The sequence below is a fragment of the Vulgatibacter incomptus genome (assembly GCF_001263175.1).
Lineage (GTDB): Bacteria > Myxococcota > Myxococcia > Myxococcales > Vulgatibacteraceae > Vulgatibacter > Vulgatibacter incomptus.
Genome location: NZ_CP012332.1, coordinates 1,003,152 through 1,028,889, shown reverse-complemented (window position 1 = coordinate 1,028,889; position 25,738 = coordinate 1,003,152). Strand labels below are relative to the sequence as shown.

Sequence of the window (25,738 nt, the reverse complement as noted above, 5' to 3'; positions counted from 1 at the left end):
GTACCGGTGGCGCCTCCGTTTCTAATCCAATTTTTCATTCGCCCCCTTCCCCGCCACCCGACGAGCGGATCCGCTTCCGGTGATCGTGCCGAGGTCAAAACGCAAGAGGGCGCGAGACCCAGGGATCTCGCGCCCTCGTTTCGAGCGTCACTCGTGAACGATCCCTACCTCTTGATGAAGCGGAACGAGCGACCCGCGAGCGGCTTCACCGTCTTGTAGAGCGCCGTAATCGGCTGGGTCCGATCCGGCCCCTCGAGGCCGATCCAGGCGTTGCTCCCGTTGTACACGTCCCATGCCGAGCTGCCCGCGGCGGCCACGATGTCGCGGAAGACCACGGCCATGTCGCCGTTCGACGAGAGCTGGACCTGGAATGTCGTGCCGCCGGTGTTGCTGCAGCGGGCGTAGTTGTTCCACTGCAGGATCGTGACCTGGTTCGCTCCTAGCGTCCGGTGCTCGTACTGCCAGTCCCATGCGCCAGTCTGGCTGCAGCCGAGGTCGTCCCAGAAGGCGGCGAAGATCGGGCCCTCCGGCGTGTCAGTCGACGGACGAGGGAGTGCGGTCGGCGCGAAGTAGTGACCTCCCGTCAGCGTTTGGCTGGCATTGAAGGAAATCCAGCCGGTCGAGCTCACGATGATGCGGTTGGCGCTCGTGCCGAAGATCGGCATGGAGAACGGAAGGTCTACGGTGGTCCTCACGCCGTTGGCCTTCATCGAATCCACCGTGACGCCGGTCTGCCGGATGTCGATGAAGGGAACGGGCTGGCCGAGATCGAGATCGTAGCCCTGGAACCTGCAGCCCTTGCCGAGCGAGCCCGGCGAACCAGACGCAGTCCCGCGGCACCAGCGCGAGAAGGCGTCGTTCGAGACCGCGCCCTTCTCGTGATAGCTGGGGTCGAGGATGAGCGTGATCCCGTGAGGGATCGTCCAGGTCGGGCCCCAGGTGACGGAGGCGACAACCGAGGAGCCGGCCTTCAGCGCCACGCTGCCACCGGCCGGATCGAGCGCGAGGTCGCTGCCCCACGTGACGTTGGGCGTGAAGCCTGCCGCGCCGGAGGCAGCGAAGGTGGCGAAGCCGCCGCCGGGGACGACAACTGGCGCCGCGATCACGTGGGATCCCTCGCCGGAGACGATCTCCCAGCCCTCGAGGTCGATCGGAGTCTTCTCGAGGTTGCGGATTTGGAACCACCGTGCCGCGGGGCCGCCCGCAGGGTCCAGCATGAGCTCGGTGATCGCCGCGGAACCCGCCACCGGAACGACGACCGTGACCTCCTTGCACTCCGTGTATCCGGCCTCGGTGGCACAGAGATTGTACGTCGTGGTCTTGCTTGCGGTGACGGTCCGCGAGCCGCTCGGATCCATCGGCTCGTACCGGAACGAGCGGTGACCGAAGCCGCCGGGGTAGGTGGTGGTCGAGGAGTTGCCGTAGTGGACGTTGTAGCCCCAGCCGCCGCCCGGCTTCTGGAAGCCGATCGTCTTCGAGCCGCCCAGGACCGGGTTGTTCCCGGTGAGCGGGAGCATGTCCCCGTAGCGGTACTCCACCGCGCCGTCGGCGAAGAGCACCACCTGGAAGTTCAGGTCGGTGGCGCCGTCTGTGGCCGAGTAGATCCGGTGGTGGTGGTACTGGATGATGTAGTGATCGACGGTCCCGGGCTCCGAGACGAACTTGGCATAGACGCCGCCGTCCGGATGCGCCGCGCTCCCCGCCGCCGCGGTCTGGACGTCACCCCAGAACGGCGCGAAGTGGACCTTGATCCCGTTCGTGTCCGTCGAGGGGAGCGAGTAGTTCGACCAGCGGTAGCCGTCCAGGGTGGTGTCGAACGAGAGAATGCCCTGGTTGCCCACCTTGATCCGGTCGTAGATCTGACCGAAGTACGGGAAGCTGAATCCGACCGCGGAGAAGTCCACGGTGGCGTATCCCGTGCTGGTCGAGGCGCCCAGGCCGAGGTTCTGCAGCAGCGTCCCTCCCGAGGTCGTGATGTCCTCGTAGGCAGAGGCCACCTCCGACACGACGATGTTGGAGCTCATCGCCGGCGTCCCTCCGCCGAGGGAGGTGACGTCCCAGGTCAGGGTCACCGGCTCGCCCGGCAGAGCGGTCGTGGTCGACGCGGAGAGGGACACGGCGACGTTGCGGGTCTCCACGGTCCGGGTCGCGGTCTTGATCCGGCCCATCGACCGGAGCTCGAAGGTGTACGTGGTCTTCGCGGTCGGGGTGGCGGAGAAGCTGCCCGACCCCACCGCCTGACCGGACACGTCCAACGGCGTCACCGTGGTCCCTACCGTTGCGCTCAAGCGGATGTCGTCACCGCCCACGGTCGCCCAGGAGAGCGTGACCGGCTGGCCGGGCTCCACCACCGACGCGCTCGCGCCGAAGGAGAGGATCTTCCACTCCGACGTGACCGTCACGAGATCCGTGCACTCGATGAAGGTCCCCGAGATCGCGCAGATCCGGTAACCCGTCGTGTCCCCTGGATTCACGACCACGGAGCCGGAACCGGCGAACGGCGTGAACCGGAACGAGCGGTTCGACAGGCCTCCCGCGAAGGGGAAGTTGTTCGCCGAGTTGCTCGTGCCGCCCATGTAGAGCAGCGATCCCGCGACGCCGGTCGGTTCCTGGTAGCCGATGGTGGCCGACGAAGCGTTCGCCTCGTTCAGGCAGGTGGTCGGGTAGCAGTTCGACGACGTGTTCGGCGCCGTGAGACCGGCCATCGTCCCGTAGCGGTACTCGAAGGAGCCGTCGGCCCCGAGCACGACCTGGAAGTTCAGGTCATGCTCCGCCGTGGCCGTGGAGCCGGCGTTCATGCTGATGTGGCTCCACTGGACGACGACCTGCGTTGCGGTGGCGAGGGCGTAGACTCTTCCGTTCGTACGGGTGTGGAGGTCCTTCCAGAACGGCGCCAGGTGCACCTTCTTGTTGCCCGTGCTCGGCAGCGTGGAGTTGCTCGCAGCCGTGGTGGCGGTGGCATCGAAGGTCAGGAAGCCGTCGGTCGACACGCGCACCGCGCTGTACGGCTTCCCGAGGTAGTTGAACGTGAACCCGTCGGCGAACGCAACGTCGGCCATGGTGGAGTCCGAACTGGCGCCGATGATCTCGGTAGCGCCGGTCGTGGAGATGTCCACGAAGGGCGGCAGGACCTCAGTCATGGGCGTGGTCAGCGCCACCGGCTCGCCCGCGAACATGTCGGCAGTCCACGAGAGCGTCACCGATCCGCCCGGGTCGACGGACGGCGCGGACGCCGTCAGCGAAAGCTCGAACTGCGTCACGGTGACGGTCTTCGTCGAGGTGATCGTGCGCTGGAGGTAGTCGTTTCGGAGCTCCAGGACATACGTCGTGGTAGCGGTCGGCGTGTGCGTCAGGCTCCCCGCTGCCATGGCGACGTCGGTCTCGTTGGCGATCTCGACGCCGTTGGCCTTCAGAGAGAGCGCATCCCCGCCCTTCGTGGCCCAGGTGAGGTCCACCGTTTGACCCCGGTCGATGCCTGCCGAGCTCGTCGTGAACGAGTCGATGGAGAAGTCGGCCCGGACAGTGACCGTTCTGCACTCCCGGTATCCGTCGACGATCGCGCAGACGGTGTAGTCGGTGGTCTCAGACGGCTGAACCACGATGCTGGTCGTCCCGGGGTCCATCGGCTCCCAACGGAAGGCCTTGTTCGAGATCCCGGCGGGGAAGATTCCGGAGGCGGGGGGAGAGCTCGTCCACACTCCGCCGTAATGGACCGTGTAACCGATCATGCCACCGGGCATCTGGTAACCGATGGTCTTGGCGGCTCCCTGGGTGCTGTTGGTGTGACCCGCGTCGGTGTTGCTGAAGCTCCCATAGCGGTATTCCATGGAGCCATCCGCGTACAGGACGATCTGGAGGTTGATGTCCGCGGTGGTCGCCGACCAGACGGTCATGTGGTGATACTGGATGATGAAGGCGTCGGGGCCGTCCGAGCCCCGCACGAACTTGGTGAAGACCCCGCCGTTGGTGCGGGTCTGCAGATCGCCCCAGTACGCGGCCAGCGCGACCTGGCCGTACCGGCCCTCGGAGTCGTCGGCCTTCGGGAGACGCTGGTTGTGGTAGTAGGTGCTACCGGTGAGCGTGGTGTCGAAGGAGACGATCCCCTTGATGCCAACCCGGAGCTTGTCGTAGGTCCCGCCGAAGTAGGGGAACGTGAAACCGGGGGCTGCCGTCGCAAGATTGACGGTCGCCCAGGTATCGTCGCTCGTCACGTTCGCCGCGATGATCCGGGTCGCGCCAGGATCGGCGCTGATGTCCACGTAGGCCGAGGTGACGGGCACCATCGGCGCCGCCGCGAGGAAGGTCACGTCCTGGCCGGGCACGAGCGAGGCTCCGGACCAGCTCAACGTGACCGGCGTACCCGGCGCGACATCGTCCGAGGACGCCGTCAGGTCGAAGTCGGAGAAGGTGCGGACGGTCACGGAGCGGGTCGCTTCGCGCGTGCGTCCATCGGCCGCCGAGAAGGTGATCTTGTAGACGGTTTGCCGCGCCGGCGTGTGGGCGATGCTGTCGCCGTCGACGCTCTTGCCTCCGAGATCGAGCCCGACCCCGTTCGCCGTCAGCGTCACCTCCGAGGCGCCGACGGACACCCAGGTCAAGGTGACGGGTGTGCCGTAGTCGACCTCCGATTCACTTACCGTGAACTCCTCGATCTCGAAGCGGTGGTAGACCTGGACCGAGACGACCCGCTCCACCTCGCTCCCGAGCGCTCCGGTCGCACGAACGGTGTACTCGTAGACGCCTTCGACCGCCTCGCTCAGCACGCAGCGCCCCGACGCGATCGCGTCGCCGGCGGCGGTACACCGGATCGCGCCGCTCTCGTCGAGCACCTCGACCGCCGAGGCGTTCGAGGAGGTCCAGCCGAGCGAGAAGTCCTCGCCTTCGAGGACCTCGCCCGACGGCGCCGTCACGGCGAGCGTGGCCCGCGGATGGATCGTGACGTCGACGCTGGCCGTGGCGATCCCGGCCCCGAACGCCGTGAGGGTGACCGTCCTCTGGCCGGGCACCGATGGTGTCCACACGTAGCTGTCGTTCGCCTCGAAGCTCGGAAGGGCCGAGTATCGGAAGCTTCGATTCGCGAGGCCGCCCGGGACGTTGCTGAGGCGGCTGATCACATGGTAGCGGGACTGATTCGGCGTCTGGTAGCCGATCGTCGCGGTCGAGCCGTTCGCCCGGGAGGCGTCCGTCATCGAGCCGTACCGGTATTCGAACTCGCCGGTCTCCCGGAGGACGATCTCGAAGTTCAGGTCGCCCAACTGGTTCGTGAACGCTACGTGGTTCCACTGGACGATGAGATACCGGCCCCGGTCATCCGAGCCGAGCTTGTACCAGATGTCGCCGACGGTGGAGGGGGGCAGGAACCTCAGATCGACCCAGAAGGGCGCGAGATGGGCGTAGTGGTAGGTCGAGCTCGTCGTGGGGAAAGTGGTGGTCGAATAGCTGTTGCCGGTCCGGGCCAGGTCGAAGCTCACCACACCGTTCACATAGACGACCATCGCCTTGCGATCCGCGCCGCCGAAGGGGAAGGTGAACCCGGACGGGAAGGAGAGCGTCGCGCACCCCTGGTCGTTGGTTTCGAAGGTGCTGTTGCACTGCCAGAGGGGAAGGAACGTCCCGCCGTTGGCCTTGATATCGACGTAGGAATCCTCCGACTCGCCGAACGTGAGCCCGGATTCGAACACGCTGAGCGAAGTGCCCGTGGCCATCTTGGTGGTCCACTCGAACGTCACCTGGTCGCCCGCGACAACTTCGAGGGGCTCCGCGGTGAAGCTCAGGATTTCGGGCGGCGCGATGGTCACCGAGGCCTCGGCCTGCGCCGAGTTGCCCAGGGCGTTGGTCGCCACGATCCGATAGGTCGTTGCGCGGGCCGGCACGACGGGGAAGCTGCCGGCAGACCGGTCGCCTGCGGCAACCGTGAGGAGCGCCGGCGTGATCGGATTCCCGCTGCCGTCGAGCTGGTAGAGGACCAGCGACGCGGCGTTCGCAGAGGTCCACGAGAGCGTCACGTGGTCGGCGACGTCGGTGTCGAAGACCACCGGCGATGCCACCAGGGTGGCGGCCGGAAGGCCGACGACGGTCACCGTCTTCGACTGGCTCACGGGGGTGGAGGCAAGGCTCGGCGTGCTCGCGGTGAGCGTGAAGGTGTAGTCACCTACCTCGGCGAGGACGGCCGGTAGCGATCCCTGGTGCTCGCTTCCCTCCGGGATCGAATAGCTTCCGCCGCGATCGTCCACCAGGGCGAGGGTCGGCGTGGTTCCGTCGGGATCGTCCGTCGTGGTCCACGAGATCGTCGCGTTCGTGCCGACGAGGAGCTGCGCAGGCCCGACTGAGAACGACGCGATCCGCGGGCCCGTCCCGGCCTCGACGGTGACGGACGCAGAGGTCCTCTGCCCTGCCCCGTTGATCACCTCGAGAGTGAAGGTGGCTCTCCCCTCCTGGTCGAGGGTGGCGAGGCAGGTGCCGTCGGCGACCTCGGCGAGTACAGTGGTGGCGCAGAGCTCGACGCTGCCCCGCTTCACGGAGAGCGAGGTCCCGCCGAGGTTCTGCCAAGCGAGAATGGCCGTTTCACCCACCCAGAGGTGGTCCGGCGTCGCGGTGAACGAGGTGTTCACAGGTGCGCCGACGGTGACCGCGAGCACGCTCGAGGCGAAGTCGCCCGCCCCGTTGTACGCGCGGAGCTCGAATGCCGAATCCGAGGCGATCTGCAGCTCCACCTCACCCGAGGCGACCGCGTCGACCTCGGTCGGGACGAGCTCGCCGCCCCGGAGTAGCTCGATCGAGACGGCGCCGGCGGTGACCCACGAGAGGACGAAAGGCTCCCCGGCCCCCACCCGTACCGGCGCGGCACCGAAGGCGACGATCGTCGCTTCGGGGACGAGGCGTACCGTCGCGGTTGCGGCCACGTCGCCCGAGTCGTTCGACGCCGTGAGGGTGAAGGTCTCGTCGGCCTCGAGCACCACGTCCACGGAGCCTCCCTGGAGGCCCTGATCGCCGATGTCGATGGAGCCGATGCCCTCGCCGTCGAGCCGCAGCCGCGTCGCGCCCGCCACGCCGGACCACGTGAGGGTGGCGGTGGCGCGGCCTTCGGCGTCGACGGTCAGGATCGGACGCGCCGCCTCGAAGCTGCTGATCGCCGGAGTGGTGAGGATCTCGACGGTGAGCTCCCGGCTGGTCTCGAGGGCGCCGCTGCGAGCCACGAGACGGAACCTCCCATCCACGCCAACGGGCATCGAGTCGGCACCCTGCACCGCTTCGTCTCCCGTGAAGGTCGACGTCTCACCGGAGAGGTTGGAGATCTCGACCTCGCGGGCCCCGCCCACTGCCCAGACCAGCGACTTCGGCGCTCCGACGGCGACAGGCGCGGAGTCGGTGGCTTCGAAGGTGGTGATGACGGGCTTCACCGCGACCATGGCGGACGCGATGGCCTGTTTGCCGTTGCCGACTGCGACGAGTCGATAGGTTGTGGTGAAGGACGGAGAGACGACGATGGAGCCGCTGAACTCGGTGGTGCTCGCGACGACGATCCGATCCTCGTCGTCGACGATCGAGACCGAGTCCGCGTCCGTGGCCTCCCACCGAAGGGTCGCCGACTGGCCATGGTCGATCTGCGCCGGGCCGGTCAGGGTCGCGGTGGGCGCACCCTTCACCTTCACGACCACGGTCGCCTCGGCAGACTCCTCGCCCTTCAAAGCCACGAGCTTGTAGGTCGTCGAGGTGGAGACCTGCACCGTCACGGAGCCCTCTGCCGCCGGCTGCCCGCCGACATCCACGTCGTTCAGCGCGCCGTCGAGGAGGCGAATGGTGTCGGCGCCGTGGGTCTTCCAGGAGATCGTCGTCTGATCCCCCTGCTCCACCTCGCTGGGATTGGCCGTGAACGAGAGGATCTCCGGCTGGTCGCCGAGGAGCTTCACCGTGACCCGATGGGTCGCGACGTCGTCCGCCTCCTTGCCGGTGGCGGTGAGCTCGAAGACCGTCTCGGCCTCGACCACGACGGAGACCGCGCCGCCCTCGGCCGACGAATCACCGAGCTCGACGGGCGCGCCGTTGGCCGTGAGCGCGACGGACTCGGCGTGCTTCGTCTTCCAAGAGACCTCGACGCTGGCGCCAGCCTCCACACGCTCGGGTGTCGCGATCAGATCGACGATCTCCACGCGCTCCGCCGTGGATTTCACGGGGTCCTTACCGCCACCCCCACATGCCGAGGCGGCCAACGCCGCCACGACCAGAAAACCTGCAAACCAGGACTTCGACGTCATCTCCGACCTCGTTGCGAGACAATTCAAAAAACCAAGAATCCACTTCAGAGCAGCGAATCCGAGCAGACCCGGTCTCAACGCGCAACAAGATTTGAAACACAGATAACTTCACGCAACACAGAAAGTTTCATGCATTCGAATCCATCGAGATCTCGATGGCTTGCAAGTTCTGCGGCGCGCGAAATGGAAAATCCTGACAGCCGCTTCAAAAACGAAGGGCCCCCTGGCCCGAGACCTGCTCGCGCCAGGGGGCCCGTTCGCCCCATCTTCAATTCGACCGGCTACTTCTTGAGGTAGTGGATGACGGTACCCGCCTCCACCGAGGCCGTGTTGTACGAGTACAGGAGCGTGGCCGGGCTCGAAGTCCCCGGCGCCTGGATCCCGATCGTCGCCGAGCTTCCCTTCGTATATGTGGTGTCACCGGACGACTCCACCTGGTGCGTGACGATGTCGCCGTTGTCCCAAAGCTGGATCTGGACGGAGACGTAGGCGCCGGTGCTCGAGCTGTTGGGCTTCCACCGGTACCAATGGAAGACCGCGACTCGATTGGTACCCCGGGTGACCTCGGCGTACTTGGCCCAGCTCTGACCGGTGACGAAGTTCAGATCGGTCCAGAAGCCGGCGACGATCCCGAGGCTCGCCGGGAGGGACGTCGACGGCAGCGAGGCGTTCGTGAAATACGAAGCGGCCAGGCCGCCGGCCATGGTGACGAAGCCGTTCGAGCTCACGCCCAGGGTGGAGGAGCTCCCGCCGAAGAACGGGAACGGGAAGCTCAGGCTGACGTCACCCTTCGTGAGGTAGCCGGTGATCCCTGGGACCGGGGCGCCGATCGTCGAGATGTCGATCACCGGAGCCGCCGAGGCGAGGTCCACGTCGTAGGTGGTGAACCTGCACCCCCTGCCGAGGGATCCGGGCGACCCTTCTGCGGTCCCGGCGCACCACCGGTTGGCGGCGTCGTTGGAGACCGTCCCGCGCTTCTGGTAGCTGGGGTCGAGGACGAGCGTGGTCCCGTGGGGGATCGTCCAGGAGGAGCCCCAGGTGACTGAGGCGATCACCCTCGTTCCGGCCTTCAGCGCGAGGCTGTCACCCGCCGGACTGAGGGCGAGGCTGTTGCCGTAGATGGCGCTCGGGGTGAACCCGACCGCGGAGGACGCGGCGAAGGTCGCGAAGCCGCCCGCCGGGATCACGAGAGGCGAGCCGATCGTGAAGCTTCCGGCGTTGGAGACCAGCTCCCAGCCTTCGAGGTTCTGCGGACGACTGTCGAGGTTCCGGACCTTGAACCACTGTCCGCCGGGGCCGCCGTCCGGATCCAGCATGAGCTCGGTGATCGCCGAGGCGCCGGCCGAAGGAACGACGATCGTGACCTCCTTGCACTCCGAGTATCCGCTCTGTCCACCGCAGACGTAGTACGTCGTGGTCTGGTTCATAATGACGGTCCGCGATCCGGTCGAGGAGGTCAGCGGCTCGAATCGGAACGAGCGATGAGCGAAGCCGCCGGGATACGTCGTACTCGCCGTCGGCGTGCTGGTGTAGGCGCCGCCGTAGTGGAGGTTGAGTCCCCAGCCGCCGCCCGGCCTCTGGATGCCGACCGTCTTCGCCCCACCCAGGACGGGGTTGTTTCCGGTGAGCGGGAGCATGTCCGCGTAGCGGTACTCCACCGTCCCATCCTTGAAGAGCACGACCTGGAAGTTCAGGTCGGTCGTGCCGTCGGCAGCGCTGTAGATCCGGTGGTGGTGGTACTGGATGATGAAGTAGTCGACGCCTCCAGGGACCTGGACGAACTTGGTGTAGACGCCACCGTCCGGATGCGAGGCGCTCCCGGACGCGGCGGTCTGGACGTCACCCCAGAACGGCGCGAGGTGGACCTTGATCCCGTTCGAGTCGGTCGACGGGAACTGGAAGTTCGAAAAGCGGTAGCCGTCCAGGGAGGTATCGAACGAGAGGACACCCTGGTTGCCGACCCGGATCCGGTCGTAGTTCTGTCCGAAGTACGGGAAGGCGAACCCGGCAGGGAACGCGACCGTGGCGTTGGGACCGTTGGTCGTCGACGCGCCGAGCCCGAGGCCCGTCACCAACGTGCCTCCGAAGGTGGTGACGTCCTCGTAGGCGGTGGTCACCTCCGAAAGCGCCACGATGTTGGAGCTCATCGTCGGTGTCCCACCGTCGAGACCGCTGACATCCCAGGTGAGGGTCACCGGCTCTCCCGGCAGAGCGGTCGTGGTCGACGCGTCGAGCGTGACGCCGACGGTGCGGACCGTCACGGACTTCGTCGTGGTCTTGCCTCGACCCATGGAGCGGAGCTCGAAGGTATAGGTCGTCGTCTGGGTCGGGTACGCCGTGACGCTACCCGACGAGACGCCCGCGCTGGACACGTCGAGCGGTGTCGTCGTGGTTCCGGCAGTCGCGGTCACACGCACGCCGTCGCCGCCCGTGGTTACCCAGGAGAGCGTGACCGGCTGCCCCACGTCCACCTGGGTCGCGTTCGAATCGAAGGAGACGATCTTCCACTCCGACGTGACCGTCACGAGATCCGAGCACTCGATGAACGTCCCCGAGATCGCGCAGATCCGGTAACCCGTCGTGTCCCCTGGATTCACGACCACGGAGCCGGAGCCGGCCGACGGCGTGAACCGGAACGAGCGGTTCGAGAGGCCACCCGCGAAGGGGAAGTTGCTCGCCGAGTTGCTCGTGCCGCCCATGTAGAGCAGGTATCCGGCCACGCCGGTCGGATCCTGGTAGCCGATGGTGGCGGAGGAGGCGTTGGCCTCGTTCGCGCAGGTGCTCGGGTAGCAGCTCGACGAGGTGTTCGTACCGGAGAGGCCCGCCATGGTCCCGTATCGGTACTCGAAGGAGCCGTCGGACCGGAGCGCGATCTGGAAGTTCAGGTCGTGCTCCGCCGCGCTGGAGCCGGTGTACATGCTGATCCGGCTCCACTGCACGATGACCTCGGTCGGGGTGGCGAGGGCATGGACCCGTCCGTTCGTGCGGGTGTGCAGGTCCTTCCAGAACGCCGCCAGGTGCACCTTCTTGTTGCTCGAGCTCGGCAGCGTGGAGTTGGACGAGGACGTGGTCGCGCTTCCGTCGAAGGTCAGGAAGCCGTCGGTCGACACGCGCACCCCGCTGTACGGGGTCCCCAGATAATTGAACGTGAACCCGCCGACGAAGGGGAGATCGGCCATGGTGGTGTCCGCACCGGCGCCGATGATCTGGGTAGCGCCGGGCTGCCCGGAGATATCCACGAAGGGCGACGTCACCTCGGCCATCGGCGTGGTCAAGGCCATCGAGTCTCCCGAGAACATGCCCGCCGTCCACGAGAGCGTGACCGGACCACCCGGAACCACGTTCGACGCCGAGGCCTGCAGGCCGACCGAGAACTGCTTCACCGTCACGGTCTTGGTCGAGGTGATCGTCCGGTTGAGGAAGTTGTTCCGGAGCTCGAGCACGTAGGTCGTGGTCGTGGTCGGCGCGACCGTCAGGCTCCCCGCGGTCATGGCGACGGTCGACCCGTTCGCGATCTCGACGCCGTTGGCCTTCAGCGAGAGGGCCTCCGCGCCCTTCGTGGCCCAGGTGAGGTCCACCGTCTGACCCCGGTTGATCGTCGCCGAGCTCGTCGCGAACGAGTCGATGACGAAGTCGGCGTGGACCGTTACCGTCCTGCACTCCCGGTGTCCGTCGACGATCGCGCAGATGGTGTAGTCCGTGGTCGCCGACGGCTGGACCACGATGCTGGTCGTACCGGGGTCCACGGGCTCCCAACGGAAGGCCTTGTTCGAGATCCCGCCCGGGAACGCCAGAGCGGCGGCCGGACTCGAGGTGAACGGACCCCCGTAGAAGACCGTGTAGCCCATGAGAGCGCCCGGCATCTGATAACCGATGGTCTTGGCTCCGCCCTGTGCGCTCGCGTTGCTCACGGGTCCCATCGCGCCGTATCGGTACTCGAACGAGCCGTCCGCGAAGAGGACGACCTGGAAGCTCACGTCCACGGTGTCATTTCCGGTCCCGTCCATCTTGAGGTGATGGAACTGGACGATGAAATGATCCGGACCGGAGCCGCCCGAGACGAACTTGGTGACGACTCCGGTATCGGTTCCCACCGCTCGCGTGCGGCTGTCGCCCCAATACGGAGCCAGGGCGACGCGGCTGTACAGGTTGGATCCGACGTCGGCCTTCGGCATCGTGAAGTTGTTGTAGAAATAGCCCCCCGTGAGCGTGGAATCGAAGGAGATGACCCCCTTGATCCCGACCCGGAGCTTCTCGTACCTCTCGCCGAAGTAGGGGAAGACGAAGCCAGGCGCCGCGGTCCGCAGGTCCACGCTCCCCCAGAGGTCGTCGGTGTTGGGGTTCGGGGCGATGATCCGGGTCGCGGTCGGATCGGCGCTGATATCCACGAAAGCCGAGGTGACGGGGACCATCGGCGTCGGGGCGAGGATGGTCACGTCCGCGCCGGGCACGAGGGACGTGCCCGTCCAGGTCAGCGTGACCGGTGTACCGGGAATGACGTTGTCGGCGGACGCCACGACGCCGAGGTCGACGGTGCGGACCGTCACGGTGCGGGACTCCTGGCGCGTGCGACCGTCGGAGGCCTCGATGGTGAGCACGTAGGTCGTCGTCTTCTGCGGCGCGTGCACGAGGCTGTCGGCCGCCGGGCTCTTGCCGGTCAGATCGATGGAGACGCCGTTCGCGGTCAGTGTCATCGAGCTCGAGCCACCCGTCTCCCAGTTGAGGGTGACGCTGCCTCCGTAGTCGATCGAAGGCGCGCTGACAGCGAAGGTCTCGATCCCGAAGGGGAGGTAGACGGGGACATCGACCACGCGATCCACGGTGTGGCCCAGGGCGCCGGTCGCCCGGATCGTGTAGGCGTGGCGTCCGGCGGTCGCCTCACTCAGCACACAAGAGCCCGAGGCGATCTGGGCGCCGATCGCCGTGCAGCGCGCCGCGCCCGACTGATCGCGAACCACCAGCGCGGTCGCGTTCGTGCTGGTCCAGGCGAGCGTGAAGCTCTCGCCGCGGAGCACTTCACGCGCGGGCGGCGTCGCGGCGACGGTCGCGCGCGGATGCACCGCGACCGTCACGGTCGAGGTCGCGGTCGAGTTGCCTCGTGCGGTGAGCGTGGCCGTACGGGTCACGACTCCGGACCCGCCCATCGGAACCCAGGAGAAGCTCCCGTTCACGTCCAGGGAAGGCGGATAGCTCAAGGCGAGGGACCGGTTCGCCATTCCGCCGGGAACCTCGACGCGGGCGGTGTCGTTGAGCATCTTGAAGACCGTGCCGCTGACCCGCGTACCGATGGCGGCCTGGCTCCCGTTGGCTCGGGTCTGGTTGGACGAGCCTCCGTTCATCGCGCCGTATCGGTACTCGTGCGTTCCGTCCTCGAAGAGCACCATCTGGAAGTTCAGGCTGACGCCAGACGTGCTGAAGAAGAACGCGTCCTTCCACTGGACGATCAAGTAGCGCAGCCCCGAGGCCGCGTCCGATCCGCCCAGCCACTGGATCCCGGTGGCCGCGTCGGCGATCACGAGGTCGTCCCAGAAGGGAGCCAGGTGGACCCAGGTCTTGGCCGAGTCGGGACCGAGCGCCGAGCTCGTATAGGTGTTGGTGCTGCTGGCCAGCGGAGAGAGATCGAAGCTCGCCACGCCGTTCGTGAAGACGCGAATGGAGGCCCGATCGACCCCGCCGAACGGGAAGGAGAAGCCGGCGGGGAATGCGAGATCCGCGTAGCCCTCGTCGGCCGCAGTGGCAAAGCCGGGAACCACCGAGACGGGCAGCGGCGTCGAGCCCAGGGTCGTGATGTCGACGTAGGGCTTGGTCGAAGGATTGAGGAGGAGACCGCTGGCGACATCGAGCTCGACCCGCGTGGCCCGCTTGGTGGTCCATGCGAGGGTCGCCGGATCGCCGGCGACGACCGCCACCGTAGGCGGCGCCGGAGGCGCGGGATAGGTGGGCGCCGTGGCAGTGAAGGTCAGGATCTGGGTCGGCGCGAGGGTGACCGTCGCCTCGGGGCTCACCGAGTTGCCGAGGGCGTTGGTGGCCACGATGCGGTAGGTGGTGGCGCGGGTCGGGACCACCGGCATGCTGCCGCTGGCTCGATTGGCCGCGGGGACGGTCTGGAGCGGCGGCGTGATCGGGGCCCCGGCGGCATCGAGCTGGTAGAGCACCAGCGAGGCCGCGTTCGACGACGTCCACGACAGGGTCACCGAAGGCGCTACCTCCTGGTCGAAGACCGTCGGAGTCGCGACCAGCGTCGCGGCGGGCATGCCGACGACCGTGACCGTCTTCGACTGGCTCACCGGCGTTGAGCCCGCGCTCGGCGTGCTGGCGGTCAGGGTGAAGGTGTAGTCCCCGACCTGGCTCAAGGGGGCCTGGAGCGAACCCGCGCGGGAGCTGCCTGCGGGGATCGTGTAGGTGCCACCGCGATTGTCCACGAGCGAGAGCACGGGCGCGACGCCGTTGGGATCGTCGCTGGCCTGCCACGAGATATTGACGTTGGTGCCGGCCAGGAGCTGAGCGGGTCCCACGGAGAACGACGCGATCCGCGGGCCGGTCCCGGCGTCGACGGTGGCGCTGGTGGTCGTGGTCTGCGAGGCCCCGTTCCTCACCTCGAGGGTAAAGGTGGTGGACCCGGCGGTGTCGACGATGACGGTGTGCGAGCCTTCGGCGATCCGAGCGAGGTCGGCCGTCGAGAAGATCTCCACGCCGCCCCGCTTCACGGAGAGCGAGGTTCCACCGAGGTTCCTCCAGGCGAGGGTCGCGGTCCCGCCGACCCAGAGCCGGGCCGGGGTCGCGGAGAAGGCGCCGTTCATCGGCGCGCCCACGGAGACGGAGAGCGTTCGCGTGGCGAAGTCGCCCGCATCGTTGAACGCGCGAAGCTCGATCGTGGAATCGACGGCGGCGACGAGATGGGCCGTTCCCGAGGAGAGCGAGCCGTCGTCGGTCGTAACGAGGACCCCGTTCTGCCTGAGCTCGATCGAGGTGGCGGCGGTCGTGGTCCAGGAGACCGCGAACGACTCCCCTGCCCCGACCCGTCCCGGCTGGGCCGTGAAGCTGCCGATGGCCGCCGCCGGCACGAGCCGCACCGTCGCGCTCGCGCTGACCTCGCCCGAGTCGTTCGATGCGGTGAGGGTGAAGCTCTCGTCGGCCTCGAGCGCGACCTCGACCGAGCCCGCGCTGCCGTCGACGGCGATCTCGCCCACCGTCTCGCCCACGAGGTGAAGCCGGCTGGCCCGCTCCACGCCGGACCAGGACAGGACCGCCGTGGCCAGGCCGTCGGCGCCGATCGTCAGCGTGGACCGCTCCGCGGCGAAGCTTCCAATCCGGGGCTCGAGCAGGATCGCAGCCGAGACCTCTTTCCGGGCCTCGAGGGAGCCGCTTCGCGCGACCAGCTCGAACCGTCCGTCGGAGCCCATCGGCAGCGTCGCCGTCCCACGAGCCGCCGCCATGCCGATGAAGGTCTGTGTCACGCCCGAGAGATTCGAGACCTCCACCTCGCGGGCGCCGCCGACTTCCCAGGAGAGGGACTTGGGCGCGCCGATGCCCGCCGGTGACGAATCGTCCACGAGGAACGAGGTGATCTTCGGCTCGACCTCGACGACGGCGCTGGCGACGCTCTGCTTCGAGCCGTTCACGGCGGTGAGGCGGTAGCTCGTGGTGAAGGAGGGCGATACCACGAAGGTGCCGGTGAGCTGGGTGCTGCTGTCCACGACCGTCTGGCCTTCATCGTCGACGATCTCGATCGACGCGGCGTCCTGCGCTTCCCAGCTCAGCGTCGAGGATCCGCCGTGGACGATCCGCGCGGGGGTGACGGTGAGCGTCGCGACGGGCGTGCCTTTCACCCTCACCGACGCGGTGGCCTCGGCCTTCTTCGTCCCGCTCTCCGCGACGAGGCGGAACGTGGTCGAGGCCGGAACGGCGACCTGCACCGATCCCTCGGGCGCGGCCGCTCCGCCCAGGTCGACAACGTTCAGCGCGCCGTCCAGGATGCGGATCGTCTCGGCGCCCTCCGTCCTCCAGGTGAGAGTCGTCTTCTGGCCCTCGTCCACCAGGGCGGGGTCCGCCGCGAAGGAGACGATCCTCGGGTCGCCAGCACCGGCGAGCTGCACCGTGACCGAGCGGGTCTTGACGTCGCTCGGCGTCTTCCCGGTGGCGGCCAGGGCGAACACCGTCTCGGCGTCGACCACTACCGAGACCTTGCCGTCCGCTGCCTGCGCACCGGCGAGATCGACCGGCGCGCCATTCGCCGCGAGCGCCACATGCTCGGCGTTCTGGGTCTTCCACGAGATTTCGACGCGTCCGCCTGCGGCGACGGTTGGAGGATTCGCCGCGAGCGTGACGATCTCCACGCCATCCGCGACGGTTTTCAGGTCGGGTTTTCCGCCACAGGCGGAGACCGCGAGCACGGCCAGGGCAAGACTACGTGCGAACCACGGCTTGGACATCATCGCCACCTCGCTGCAGGACAACCGTTCGAATCTCGGGGGTCTCTGAACATCTGGAAACCAATCCAATCAGATTCGAAACAACCACGCAATGGGACGAATGACTGATTTTACGATGGTATATAATTGTTTATCGCCGTAGTTTCTGCACCCAAATCTTCGGCGCTCCAATCATATGGGAGCGCGAATAGTCCTTTGAATTTGCGCCTCGCGGGCGCACGTCGGCCCGGAGCTTCGGCCACGAAAAAGCCCCGGGAGCTCGTGAAGCGCCCGGGGCCGTTAGAAGGAGACCTTCGTCTCCAATATTCAAATGAAACTCAAACCTACGGGCATCCGACCGGATGGCCGGCCCGGCGCCTCAAACCGCGTCGCGGGCGGCCCGCACGATCGCGGCGAAGGACGCCGCCGAGAGCGATGCGCCGCCGACGAGCGCGCCGTCGACGTCCGGCTGGGCCATCAGCTCGGCCGCGTTCTCCGGCTTCACGCTACCGCCGTACTGGATCGGGACGCAATCGGCGGCGTCGCCGACGAGCTCTCGAAGGATGGCCCGGATCGCGGCGTGAACCTCCTGGGCCTGAGCCGAGGTGGCCGTCCTGCCGGTGCCGATGGCCCAGACGGGCTCGTAGGCGATCGCGAGCTTCGCGAGGTCGTTGGCGTCGAACCCCTCGAGGCCCGCCCTCACCTGCGCCCCGACGACCTCCAACGTACGCCCTGCGTCCCGCTCGGCCAGGGTCTCGCCGACGCAGACGATCGGCGTCAGGCCCGCGTCGAGGGCTGCACGTGCCCGCTTGCGCACGCCCTCGTCGGTCTCGCCGAAGAGCTGGCGACGCTCCGAGTGGCCGACGATCGCGCAGGTGGCGCCGGCCTCGACGAGCATCTCCGGGCTGACCTCGCCCGTGAACGCGCCCTGCTTCTCCCAATGGACGTTCTGGCCACCGATTTCGACCAGGCTTCCCCGGAGCGCATCGGCCACCGGGTGGATCGCCGTGAACGCCGGAGCCACCGCGACTCGGACGCCGGCGACGCCGTCGAGGAGCGCGCGAAGCTCGGTGACCAGGGCGACGCCCTCCGCCACGGAGAGGTGCATCTTCCAGTTGCCGGCGACGAACTTGTTTCGAAGCGCCATCTCAGACCTCCAGCGCCTTCACGCCCGGGAGCTCCCGCCCCTCGAGGAACTCGAGCGACGCGCCGCCGCCGGTCGAGACGTGGCTCATCCTGTCGGCGAGGCCCGCCTTCTCCACGGCCGCGGCGCTGTCGCCTCCCCCGACGATCGACGTCGCCTCGCTCGTGGCCAGGGCCTCGGCGATCGCGAAGGTGCCCGTCGAGAACTCGGGGATCTCGAAGAGACCCATCGGGCCGTTCCAGAGCACGGTCTTCGCGATGCGGATTTTCTCGCGATAGAGCGCGACCGTCTTCGGGCCGATGTCCAGGCCCATGAGGCCGTCGGGGATCGCCTTCTCCCTCACCTCGATGCGCTCGGCCCCCGCCTTGATCTCCTTCGCGCAGATGTGATCGAGCGGGAGGAGGAGCTGCTTGCCCTTGCGCTCGGCCGCCTCCAGGAGATGGCCCGCCAGGTCGATCTTGTCCTTCTCGACGAGGCTCCTGCCCACCGGGATCTCCTGGGCGGCGAGGAAGGTGTAGGCCATGGCGCCGCCGATGAGGAGCGCGTCCACCCTGGGGATCAGGCTCTCGATCACCTTGATCTTGTCCGAGACCTTCGCGCCGCCGAGGATCGCGACGAACGGGCGGTCGGGCCTGGTGAGGGCGTTGCCCAGGTAGTCGAGCTCCTTCTTCATGAGGAAGCCGGCCGCCCGCTCCTTCACGAACCTGGCCATCCCGGTGGTGGAGGCGTGAGCCCGATGGGCCGCTCCGAAGGCGTCGTTCACCCAGACGTCGGCGTTGGCGGCGAGGTTCCTGGCGAAGTCCTCGTCGTTCGCCTCCTCCTCCGGATGGAAGCGCAGGTTCTCGAGGAGGAGCACCTGACCGTCCTCGAGGCCATGCACCACCTTGGCGACGCCCTCGCCCACGCACTCGTCGGCGACGACCACCTCCACGTCACGCAGCAGCTCGCGGAGGCGCTCCCCCACGGGCAGCATCGAGTACTTCGGCTCGACCTTGCCCTTCGGGCGCCCGAGGTGGGAGGCGAGGATCACCTTCGCGCCCTGATCGAGGGCGTAGCGGATCGTCGGCAGCGCTGCCCGGATCCGGGTGTCGTCGGACACGGCGCCCCCCTCGAGGGGAACGTTGAAATCGACTCGGATGAAGACGCGCTTGCCGGCAAGGGCCAGCTCGTCGAGGGTTCGGATGGCCATGGACCTTCCTCCAACGTGGAACGAGCGGGAGGGGCATTCGCCGCCTTCCCGCTCGCGTTTCGACGGGCGAACGGAGTTCGCCCGGATTTCCTGAAAATCTAGCCCTTGGTCGCGATCATGCGGGCGACGTCGACCATGCGGTTCGAGAAGCCCCACTCGTTGTCGTACCAGGCCAGCACCTTGACCATGTCGTCGATCACCATGGTCGAGAGCGCGTCGACCGTCGAGGACCACGGCGAGTGGTTGTAGTCGACGGAGACGAGGGGCTCCTCGGAGTAGTGGAGCACGCCCTTGAGCGACCCTTCCGCGGCCTTCTTCATCGCTGCGTTCACTTCGTCGACGGTGGCCTTCTTCGTGAGCACCGCGGTGAAGTCCACGAGGGAGACGTTGGGCGTGGGCACGCGCACGGACATGCCGGTGAGCTTGCCCTTGAGCTGCGGGATCACCTCGCCCACGGCCTTGGCTGCGCCGGTGGAGGTCGGGATCATCGAGACCGCGGCGGCGCGGGCGCGGCGCAGATCCTTGTGCGGCAGGTCGAGGATGCTCTGGTCGTTGGTGTAGCTGTGGACCGTGGTCATCAGGCCACGCTCCACGCCGAAGGTCTCGAGGAGCACCTTGACCACCGGCGCGAGGCAGTTCGTGGTGCAGGAGGCGTTCGAGAAGATGTGGTGCTTGGCGGGATCGTACTGGTCGTGATTGATCCCGTAGCAGAGGGTGATGTCCGGGTTCTTGGCGGGGGCCGAAATGAGCACCTTCCGGGCGCCGGCGGTCTGGTGCTTCGCGGCGGCCTCACGGTCGGTGAAACGCCCGGTGCACTCGAACACCGTCTCGACGCCGAGCTCCTTCCAGGGGAGCTTCTCGGGCTCGCGGATGGCCGAGATGGGGATCTCCTTGCCGTCGATCACGATCGAGCGCTCGGTGGCCTTCACCTCGCCGGGGAAGATCCCGTGGACCGAGTCGTACTTGAACAGGTGGGCGAGGGTCGCGGGGGAGTCGAGGTCGTTGATTCCGACGATCTCGACGTCCTTCTCGTTGCGCGCCAGCGCTGCCCGCAGCACGCAGCGGCCGATTCGACCGAAGCCATTGATGGCAAACTTCATCGCTCGCCTACCTTTCGCAAAGAATGGCGCCGCACCACCGCGGCGCTCCCTCGCAGACGATACCTGCCGAGGGCGCGTACATAGGTGCGGGACCCCTTGCGGTCAAGGACAACCATTGCACGCGCGATCGCCTGGCCTGGGAAGGATCGATCGCTCCCGTCGGACATGGGAGTACTGCGCACTCCCATTCGCGCCCCCGCAGGCGCTTCGCAGCCCGGGCTGCGCAGAGGAGGACGCACCACGCCCTCCGTCCGGGGTGGCCATGGCTAGACAAGCCGCTGAAATTACTCAGGTTGCCAAGAATGGGGAATATTGGCCCCGAACTTGCTACCGGCCCCGGCACCACCGATCCATTGGGTACCGTGGGCGACCTTCGCCCCGACGATCAACAGGCCGCCCCCCAGGCCAAGGAGCCGACGCGATGGTCCCCGAGAAGATGGTCGAAGCGAAGAGGAACGGCTTGAGGCTCTCCGGAGCCAATGGCCCCAAGATCCTCGCCCGCTCGTTCTACCGCGAGCTCCGCGACGCAGGCTTCGCGCCCCGGGAGATCCTCGCGGCGTCCAGCGAGCTCCTCGAGCTGGTCACGCAGGAGCTCAGGGGCGAGGACACCGACCCCGAGGCCTGAGGAGACGGCCCGGGCGCTCCGAATCGCCCGTCCCCGCTCGCCTTCGCTCCTTTTCGGATATAACGCCCGCCTTCCTCTGTTCGGTAGGCGGTATGCGGCTTCGAATCAGCAACCTCTCCCTCTGGCTCGACGAGGACGAGACCCTTCTCCACGAACGGGCGGCGTCCACGGCGCAGCTCCCTCCGGGTCTCGTCGGCGCTCCCCGCGTGGTGCGCAAGTCGCTCGACTGTCGCAAGAAGGGCCACCCCCGTTTCCTCTTCGTGGTGGACGTAGAGGTGCCCGACGGCACCGACGTCGTCCTCGGCGGCGACGTCCAGCTCTCGCCGGACGATCCGCCTCCTCCCAAGGTCGCCAGGCGACCGGAGGTGCGGCCCATCGTCGTAGGCACTGGCCCCGCCGGCCTCTTTGCCGCCCTGGGCCTGATGGAGCGGCAGATCCCCACCCTGCTCCTCGAGCGCGGCAAGCCGATTAGCCCGCGCCGGCGCGACGTCGCCGTGATGGGCCGCGAGGGCCGCCTCGACCCCGAGTCGAACATGAACTTCGGCGAGGGCGGCGCAGGCGCGTACACCGACGGGAAGCTCACCACCCGCGTCACGCACCCGGCGGTGCGGAAGGTGATCGAGACCTTTGCCCGCTTCGGAGCGCCCGACGGCATCCTCACCGACGCCAAGCCGCACATCGGCTCGGACCTCCTCCCCGGCGCGGTCACCGGCCTCCGGGAGTGGCTCGAGGCCCAGGGCTGCGAGGTGCGCTTCGGCGCGCGGGTCGACGACATCCTGCGCGACTCGAGCGGCCGGACGCGGGGCGTGCGCCTCTCCGACGGGACGGAGCTCCTCTCCGACCGGGTGATCCTCGCGCCGGGCAACTCCGCCCGCGAGCTCTACGAGAGCTTCCACGAGCAGGGCTACGTGCTCGAGGCAAAGCCCTTCGCCGTGGGCTTCCGGGCCGAGCACCCGCAGACCTTGATCGACTCGATCCAGTACGGAAACGCGGCTGGCCACCCCCGGCTCCCGCCGGCCGACTACCGACTCGCCGAGAACCCGATCTGCGAGGGCAAGCCCCGGGGCGTCTTCTCCTTCTGCATGTGCCCGGGCGGGATCGTGGTGCCTACGCCCACCGAGCCCGAGCTCCTCTGCGTGAACGGGATGAGCAACTCGTACCGAAACGCCCACTTCGCCAACTCGGGGATCGTGGTCGCGGTGGGGCTCGACGACTTCGAGCGGGACGGACACGGCCGCGATGCCCTCTCCGGGCTGCGGTTCCAGCGCAAGTGGGAGCGGGTCGCCTACGAGCTCGGCGGCGGCGGCTACCGGGCGCCGGCCCAGCGGCTCACCGACTACCTGCGCGGAAGGCTGGGGACGGCCCCCGGAAAGACGACCTATCGCCCCGGCCTCACCCACGCCGACCTCTCCGGCTTCCTCCCCGCCCACGTGACGGCAACGTTGAAGACGGCCCTCAGGGGCTTCGACCGCAAGATGCGCGGATACGTGACCGAGGACGCGACGCTGATCGCCTTCGAGGGCCGCACGAGCGCGCCGCTGCGGATCGTCCGAGGGGACGACTTCCAGGCGCTGAGCGCGCCGGGTCTCTATCCTTGCGGGGAAGGCGTCGGCTACGCCGGCGGTATCGTCTCGGCTGCGGTCGACGGCCTCCGGATCGCGGACGCCATCGCTGCAGAGTGCTCGTGAGCGATACGGCGCGTGAGGGGTAGAGCGTGAAATACCACATCCGCTCGAAGGGTGGGCAGGAGCTCACGGTGCCCGACGGCTCTCACGTGATCATGCTCTTCCGGCAGCGGTTCCTCGATCCCGACGACGAGATCCGCCGGGACGATCAGCAGCGGTGGCGCAGGCTGCGCGACGTGCCGGAATACGCCTCGATGATGCGGGCCGAGCGCCACGACACGCGGCGCTTCAAGACCGTCTTCCTCGTGACGGCCCTGCTCGGCGTCATCGGCGCGATCGCGGCGATCCTCGCGAGGATGTGACGACGCGTCGCGCGGCTTTGGCCGCGCGACGTGTCTCTCCCCTACCCCGCGTTCATCGGATTGAGGGCGTTCTCGTAGCGCTTCGAGGTCGCGGCTTTGCGCACGGCCTTGAACGCGTCCGGCACCGAGGTGCGGTTCGCCTTGTTCACGATCCACTTCGGGAGGTTCCCGCCCGGATCGACGTGCAGGCGGTAGACGGCGTAGGTCGCCCTGCCATCGTCCGCGGGCACGAGCGTCCAGCCGCCGTCGTTCACCTTCACGCGTACCGTCCCGGACTTCTGCGGCGGGGCGACCTCGTTGTCGGGGATCCAAGTCGTCGCGAGGATCCCGTCCCCCTTCTCGGAGAGCGTGATCTTCACGCAGTAGTCGCGGCGGCTGGCCAGCGGCGGATCGACGACCGAATACATCCAGATCGTGTTTCCTTCGCGCTTCACCATGCGTGATTCCTCGGTGTGCGGCATGGTCTCGGAATAGGCGTCGACGTCGGCGAGCACGGCCAACACGCGCTCGGGCGGGGCGTCGATCCGCCCCTCCACGCGCATCTCGGGGACGCTGCCCGCCACGTCGCGGGTCGAGACCTTCAGGCCCCCGGAGTCGGAGACCATCCTCCATTCGTCGGCCGCGTGGGCGGCGAAGGGAGCGAGGGCGATCAGGGCGATGGGGAGCAGGTGGGACGCTTTCATGGTGGCTCCAGCCGGCGATCTCGCGCGTTGTTCCCGCGGGAGCCGTCTGCTAGTTTGCCCGGTTCGATTGCGAGCCGGCGGACGGCATGCCGGCTTCTCCACGAGCGGAGCGGTGAATGGACAGGCTGTGGGTCAAGGACGTCGAGGCGGGCCGTCGAGCGGAAGGCGTCTTCCTCGTGGCGCGCAAGCAGCAGGCCACCGGGAAGAATGGAAAGGTCTTCCTCAAGCTCCTGCTCCAGGACAAGACCGGCCAGCTCGACGCGCGGGTGTGGAACACCACCGACGAGGTTCTGGGCGCCTTCGAGGCGGGAGATCGGGTGGAGGTCGGTGGACAGGTCGGCTCCTTCCAGGGTCGCCCGCAGCTAACGGTCGAGAAGATTGAAAAATCCCTGGCCGAGCTCGACCCGGCCGACTTCGCCTTCGAGGCGCCGGCCGTGGAGGCCCCCGCGGCCGAGCGGGACGGGGCGTTCCAGGCGCTCCGCGGAGAGCTGCACCGGGTCTCGGATCCGCACGTCCGCGCCCTCCTCCTCTCGTTCGTCGACGATCCAGGGATCGCCTCGAAGCTGCGCCGCGCGCCGGCGGCGAAGGAGATCCACCATGCCTACCCGGGGGGTCTTCTCGAGCACATCCTCTCCTGCGTGCGGCTGGCAGGCCGCCTGGCGGACCAGTATCCGATGGCGGATCGCGATCTCCTGATCGCGGGCGCCTTCCTCCACGATATCGGCAAGGTCTCCGAGCTCTCCTACGACAAGGGCGCCACGGGATATACGGATGAGGGGCGCCTGATCGGCCACCTGGTGATGACGGCCACGTGGATCGCCGAGCGCGCCCGGGCGATCACCGGCTTCCCCAAGGAGCTCGAGCTTCACCTGGTGCACATGGTGCTCGCACACCACGGCCGCCTCGAGTACGGCTCGCCCAAGCTCCCGATGACCCTCGAGGCCTTCCTGGTCCACGCTCTCGACGAGATCGACAGCCGGGTGAACGCCATGCTCGGGCAGATGGCGCGCAGCCCCGGCCAGCGGTGGGCCGAGCCGCAGAAGGCCCACGAGCGCCTCGTCTGGAAGGCGCCGGCCCCCACCGAGGGCGGCCGCAAGCGGGGTGCCCCCGCCAAGGGCCTCGGCAAGCGCAAGGGTGGCCCCGAGGCGCCCCAGGAGAAGCCGAAGGAAAAGCAGAAGCGGGAACCCGCCCCCGAGGGCGGCGAGGGCCCTCGCCGTGCCGCTGGTGGCGCGCAGGCGGAGCGTCCCCGCCGCGAGCGTCCGCCTCGTGAGAGGGAGGCGCGAGAGAGGGAGCCGCGGGAGCCCGCCGCCGCCGAGCCCGTCGCGGCCGAGGGCGAGAGGCCCTTGCGCGAGGGCGAGGAGCGTCGCGGCCCGAAGATCCTGAAGCGCGCCGAGGGCGCGCCGAAGGCCGCCGGCGGCGAGAAGCTCACCTTCAAGCCCTTCTCCGCCTTCACGGGCGGGGAGGAGCCGACTCCCTCCGAAGGGCCGACCCCGGCCGAGGAGCGCCCCGCCGAGGAGGGCTCCGGCGAGCTACCCCAGGCGGAATAGCTCCATGGCGTTGGAGGTGGTGGCAGCCGCCACCTCCTCCACCGGCAGCCCCTTCAGCTCGGCGATGGTCTCGGCCACGATCCGAACGAACGCGGGCTCGTTCCGCTTGCCCCGATGGGGGATCGGCGCCAGGTAGGGGCAATCGGTCTCGATGAGCAGCCGGTCCAAGGGCGCTGCTCGAACCGCCTCGCGCAGGGGCTCGGCGTTCTTGAACGTCACTACGCCGGGCACCGACAGATAGAGGCCGAGGTCGAGATACGCCCGGGCCCTCTCCGGGCCGCCGGTGAAGCAGTGGATCACCCCGGCCTTCGGCGTCATGTCGCGCAGGATCTCGAACGTGTCGTCGTCCGCGTCCCGGGTGTGGATGACCACGGGCTTCCCGAGCCGGGAGGCCAGCTCCAGCTGGTGGCGGAACCACTTGCGCTGCTCCTCGCGCGGAGAGTGCTCGTAGAAATAGTCGAGGCCGGTCTCTCCGATCGCGATCGTCTCCGGCAGCGCCGCGAGCCGCTCGAGCTCGAGCCAGTCCTCCTCCGGCACGTTCGCCACCTCGTGGGGGTGGATCCCGATGGTGGCGAAGAAATAGCCCGGATGCGCCTTCGCGAGGGCGTGGGCGCCGCCGAAGTCGCCCGGCCCCTGCCACTGCCCGACGGCGACGATCCGGCTGACGCCGCTCTGCCTCGCCCTCGCGATCACCTCGTCGCGATCGCCGTCGTACTTCTCCGAGTCCACGTGTGCGTGGGAGTCGATGAGATCCATGGCCTCTCGCTTACCGGCAACCGGCTGGAAGCGGCAAGCCC

The 25,738-nt window shown here is 68.0% G+C and carries 11 protein-coding genes; 4 read left to right on the top strand and 7 right to left on the bottom strand.

The features are described from left to right. Positions 1-164 precede the first annotated feature (164 nt). From AKJ08_RS04160 to gap, 5 genes are all read right to left on the bottom strand, one after another. The gene (locus AKJ08_RS04160; protein ID WP_157370461.1) at positions 165-8,171 is read right to left on the bottom strand and encodes a lamin tail domain-containing protein; all 8,007 of its coding nucleotides are present in this window, start codon (positions 8,169-8,171) and stop codon (positions 165-167) included. A 365-nt stretch (positions 8,172-8,536) separates the two neighbouring features. After that, positions 8,537-16,690, bottom strand: coding sequence for a lamin tail domain-containing protein (locus AKJ08_RS04155; protein WP_157370460.1), 8,154 nt, complete (start codon positions 16,688-16,690; stop codon positions 8,537-8,539). Positions 16,691-17,045: 355 nt separating this feature from the next. Next, positions 17,046-17,813 (bottom strand): triose-phosphate isomerase, encoded by a 768-nt coding sequence (gene tpiA, locus AKJ08_RS04150; RefSeq protein ID WP_050724907.1) that lies wholly within the window; start codon positions 17,811-17,813, stop codon positions 17,046-17,048. A gap of 1 nt (position 17,814) precedes the next feature. Then, on the bottom strand, positions 17,815-18,999 hold the full coding sequence (locus AKJ08_RS04145) for a phosphoglycerate kinase (protein WP_050724906.1): 1,185 nt from the start codon (positions 18,997-18,999) through the stop codon (positions 17,815-17,817). A gap of 98 nt (positions 19,000-19,097) precedes the next feature. Beyond that, positions 19,098-20,099, bottom strand: coding sequence for a type I glyceraldehyde-3-phosphate dehydrogenase (gene gap, locus AKJ08_RS04140; RefSeq protein WP_050724905.1), 1,002 nt, complete (start codon positions 20,097-20,099; stop codon positions 19,098-19,100). 421 nt (positions 20,100-20,520) lie between these two features. On the opposite strand from gap, the gene AKJ08_RS04135 reads away from it, so the two are divergent. The 3 genes from AKJ08_RS04135 (at position 20,521) to AKJ08_RS04125 (ending at position 22,711) form a co-directional block, all read left to right on the top strand. After that, complete coding sequence (locus tag AKJ08_RS04135) at positions 20,521-20,724, top strand: hypothetical protein (RefSeq protein WP_050724904.1); 204 nt, start codon at positions 20,521-20,523, stop codon at positions 20,722-20,724. A gap of 92 nt (positions 20,725-20,816) precedes the next feature. Beyond that, positions 20,817-22,412, top strand: coding sequence for an NAD(P)/FAD-dependent oxidoreductase (locus tag AKJ08_RS04130; RefSeq protein ID WP_050724903.1), 1,596 nt, complete (start codon positions 20,817-20,819; stop codon positions 22,410-22,412). A gap of 26 nt (positions 22,413-22,438) precedes the next feature. Further along, positions 22,439-22,711: a hypothetical protein gene (locus AKJ08_RS04125; protein WP_050724902.1), complete on the top strand. Its 273-nt coding sequence runs from the start codon at positions 22,439-22,441 to the stop codon at positions 22,709-22,711. Between the two features lie 41 nt (positions 22,712-22,752). Here AKJ08_RS04125 and AKJ08_RS04120 read toward each other — a convergent pair whose 3' ends face one another. After that, positions 22,753-23,394: an START domain-containing protein gene (locus tag AKJ08_RS04120; protein WP_050724901.1), complete on the bottom strand. Its 642-nt coding sequence runs from the start codon at positions 23,392-23,394 to the stop codon at positions 22,753-22,755. A 116-nt stretch (positions 23,395-23,510) separates the two neighbouring features. On the opposite strand from AKJ08_RS04120, the gene AKJ08_RS04115 reads away from it, so the two are divergent. Further along, positions 23,511-24,941, top strand: a complete 1,431-nt coding sequence (locus AKJ08_RS04115; protein WP_050724900.1) for a 3'-5' exoribonuclease YhaM family protein — start codon at positions 23,511-23,513, stop codon at positions 24,939-24,941. On the opposite strand, the gene AKJ08_RS04110 is transcribed toward AKJ08_RS04115, so the two are convergent. Then, positions 24,924-25,697, bottom strand: coding sequence for a TatD family hydrolase (locus AKJ08_RS04110; RefSeq protein ID WP_050724899.1), 774 nt, complete (start codon positions 25,695-25,697; stop codon positions 24,924-24,926). The genes AKJ08_RS04115 and AKJ08_RS04110 overlap by 18 nt on opposite strands. Positions 25,698-25,738: the final 41 nt, after the last annotated feature.

What these genes read in the sequence shown, in the direction of transcription:
- AKJ08_RS04155 (WP_157370460.1), bottom strand. Translation starts at nt 16,690, where the DNA reads ATGATGTCCAAGCCGTGGTTCGCACGTAGTCTTGCCCTGGCCGTGCTC.
- tpiA (WP_050724907.1), bottom strand. Translation starts at nt 17,813, where the DNA reads ATGGCGCTTCGAAACAAGTTCGTCGCCGGCAACTGGAAGATGCACCTC.
- AKJ08_RS04145 (WP_050724906.1), bottom strand. Translation starts at nt 18,999, where the DNA reads ATGGCCATCCGAACCCTCGACGAGCTGGCCCTTGCCGGCAAGCGCGTC.
- gap (WP_050724905.1), bottom strand. Translation starts at nt 20,099, where the DNA reads ATGAAGTTTGCCATCAATGGCTTCGGTCGAATCGGCCGCTGCGTGCTG.
- AKJ08_RS04135 (WP_050724904.1), top strand. Translation starts at nt 20,521, where the DNA reads ATGGTCCCCGAGAAGATGGTCGAAGCGAAGAGGAACGGCTTGAGGCTC.
- AKJ08_RS04130 (WP_050724903.1), top strand. Translation starts at nt 20,817, where the DNA reads ATGCGGCTTCGAATCAGCAACCTCTCCCTCTGGCTCGACGAGGACGAG.
- AKJ08_RS04120 (WP_050724901.1), bottom strand. Translation starts at nt 23,394, where the DNA reads ATGAAAGCGTCCCACCTGCTCCCCATCGCCCTGATCGCCCTCGCTCCC.
- AKJ08_RS04115 (WP_050724900.1), top strand. Translation starts at nt 23,511, where the DNA reads ATGGACAGGCTGTGGGTCAAGGACGTCGAGGCGGGCCGTCGAGCGGAA.
- AKJ08_RS04110 (WP_050724899.1), bottom strand. Translation starts at nt 25,697, where the DNA reads ATGGATCTCATCGACTCCCACGCACACGTGGACTCGGAGAAGTACGAC.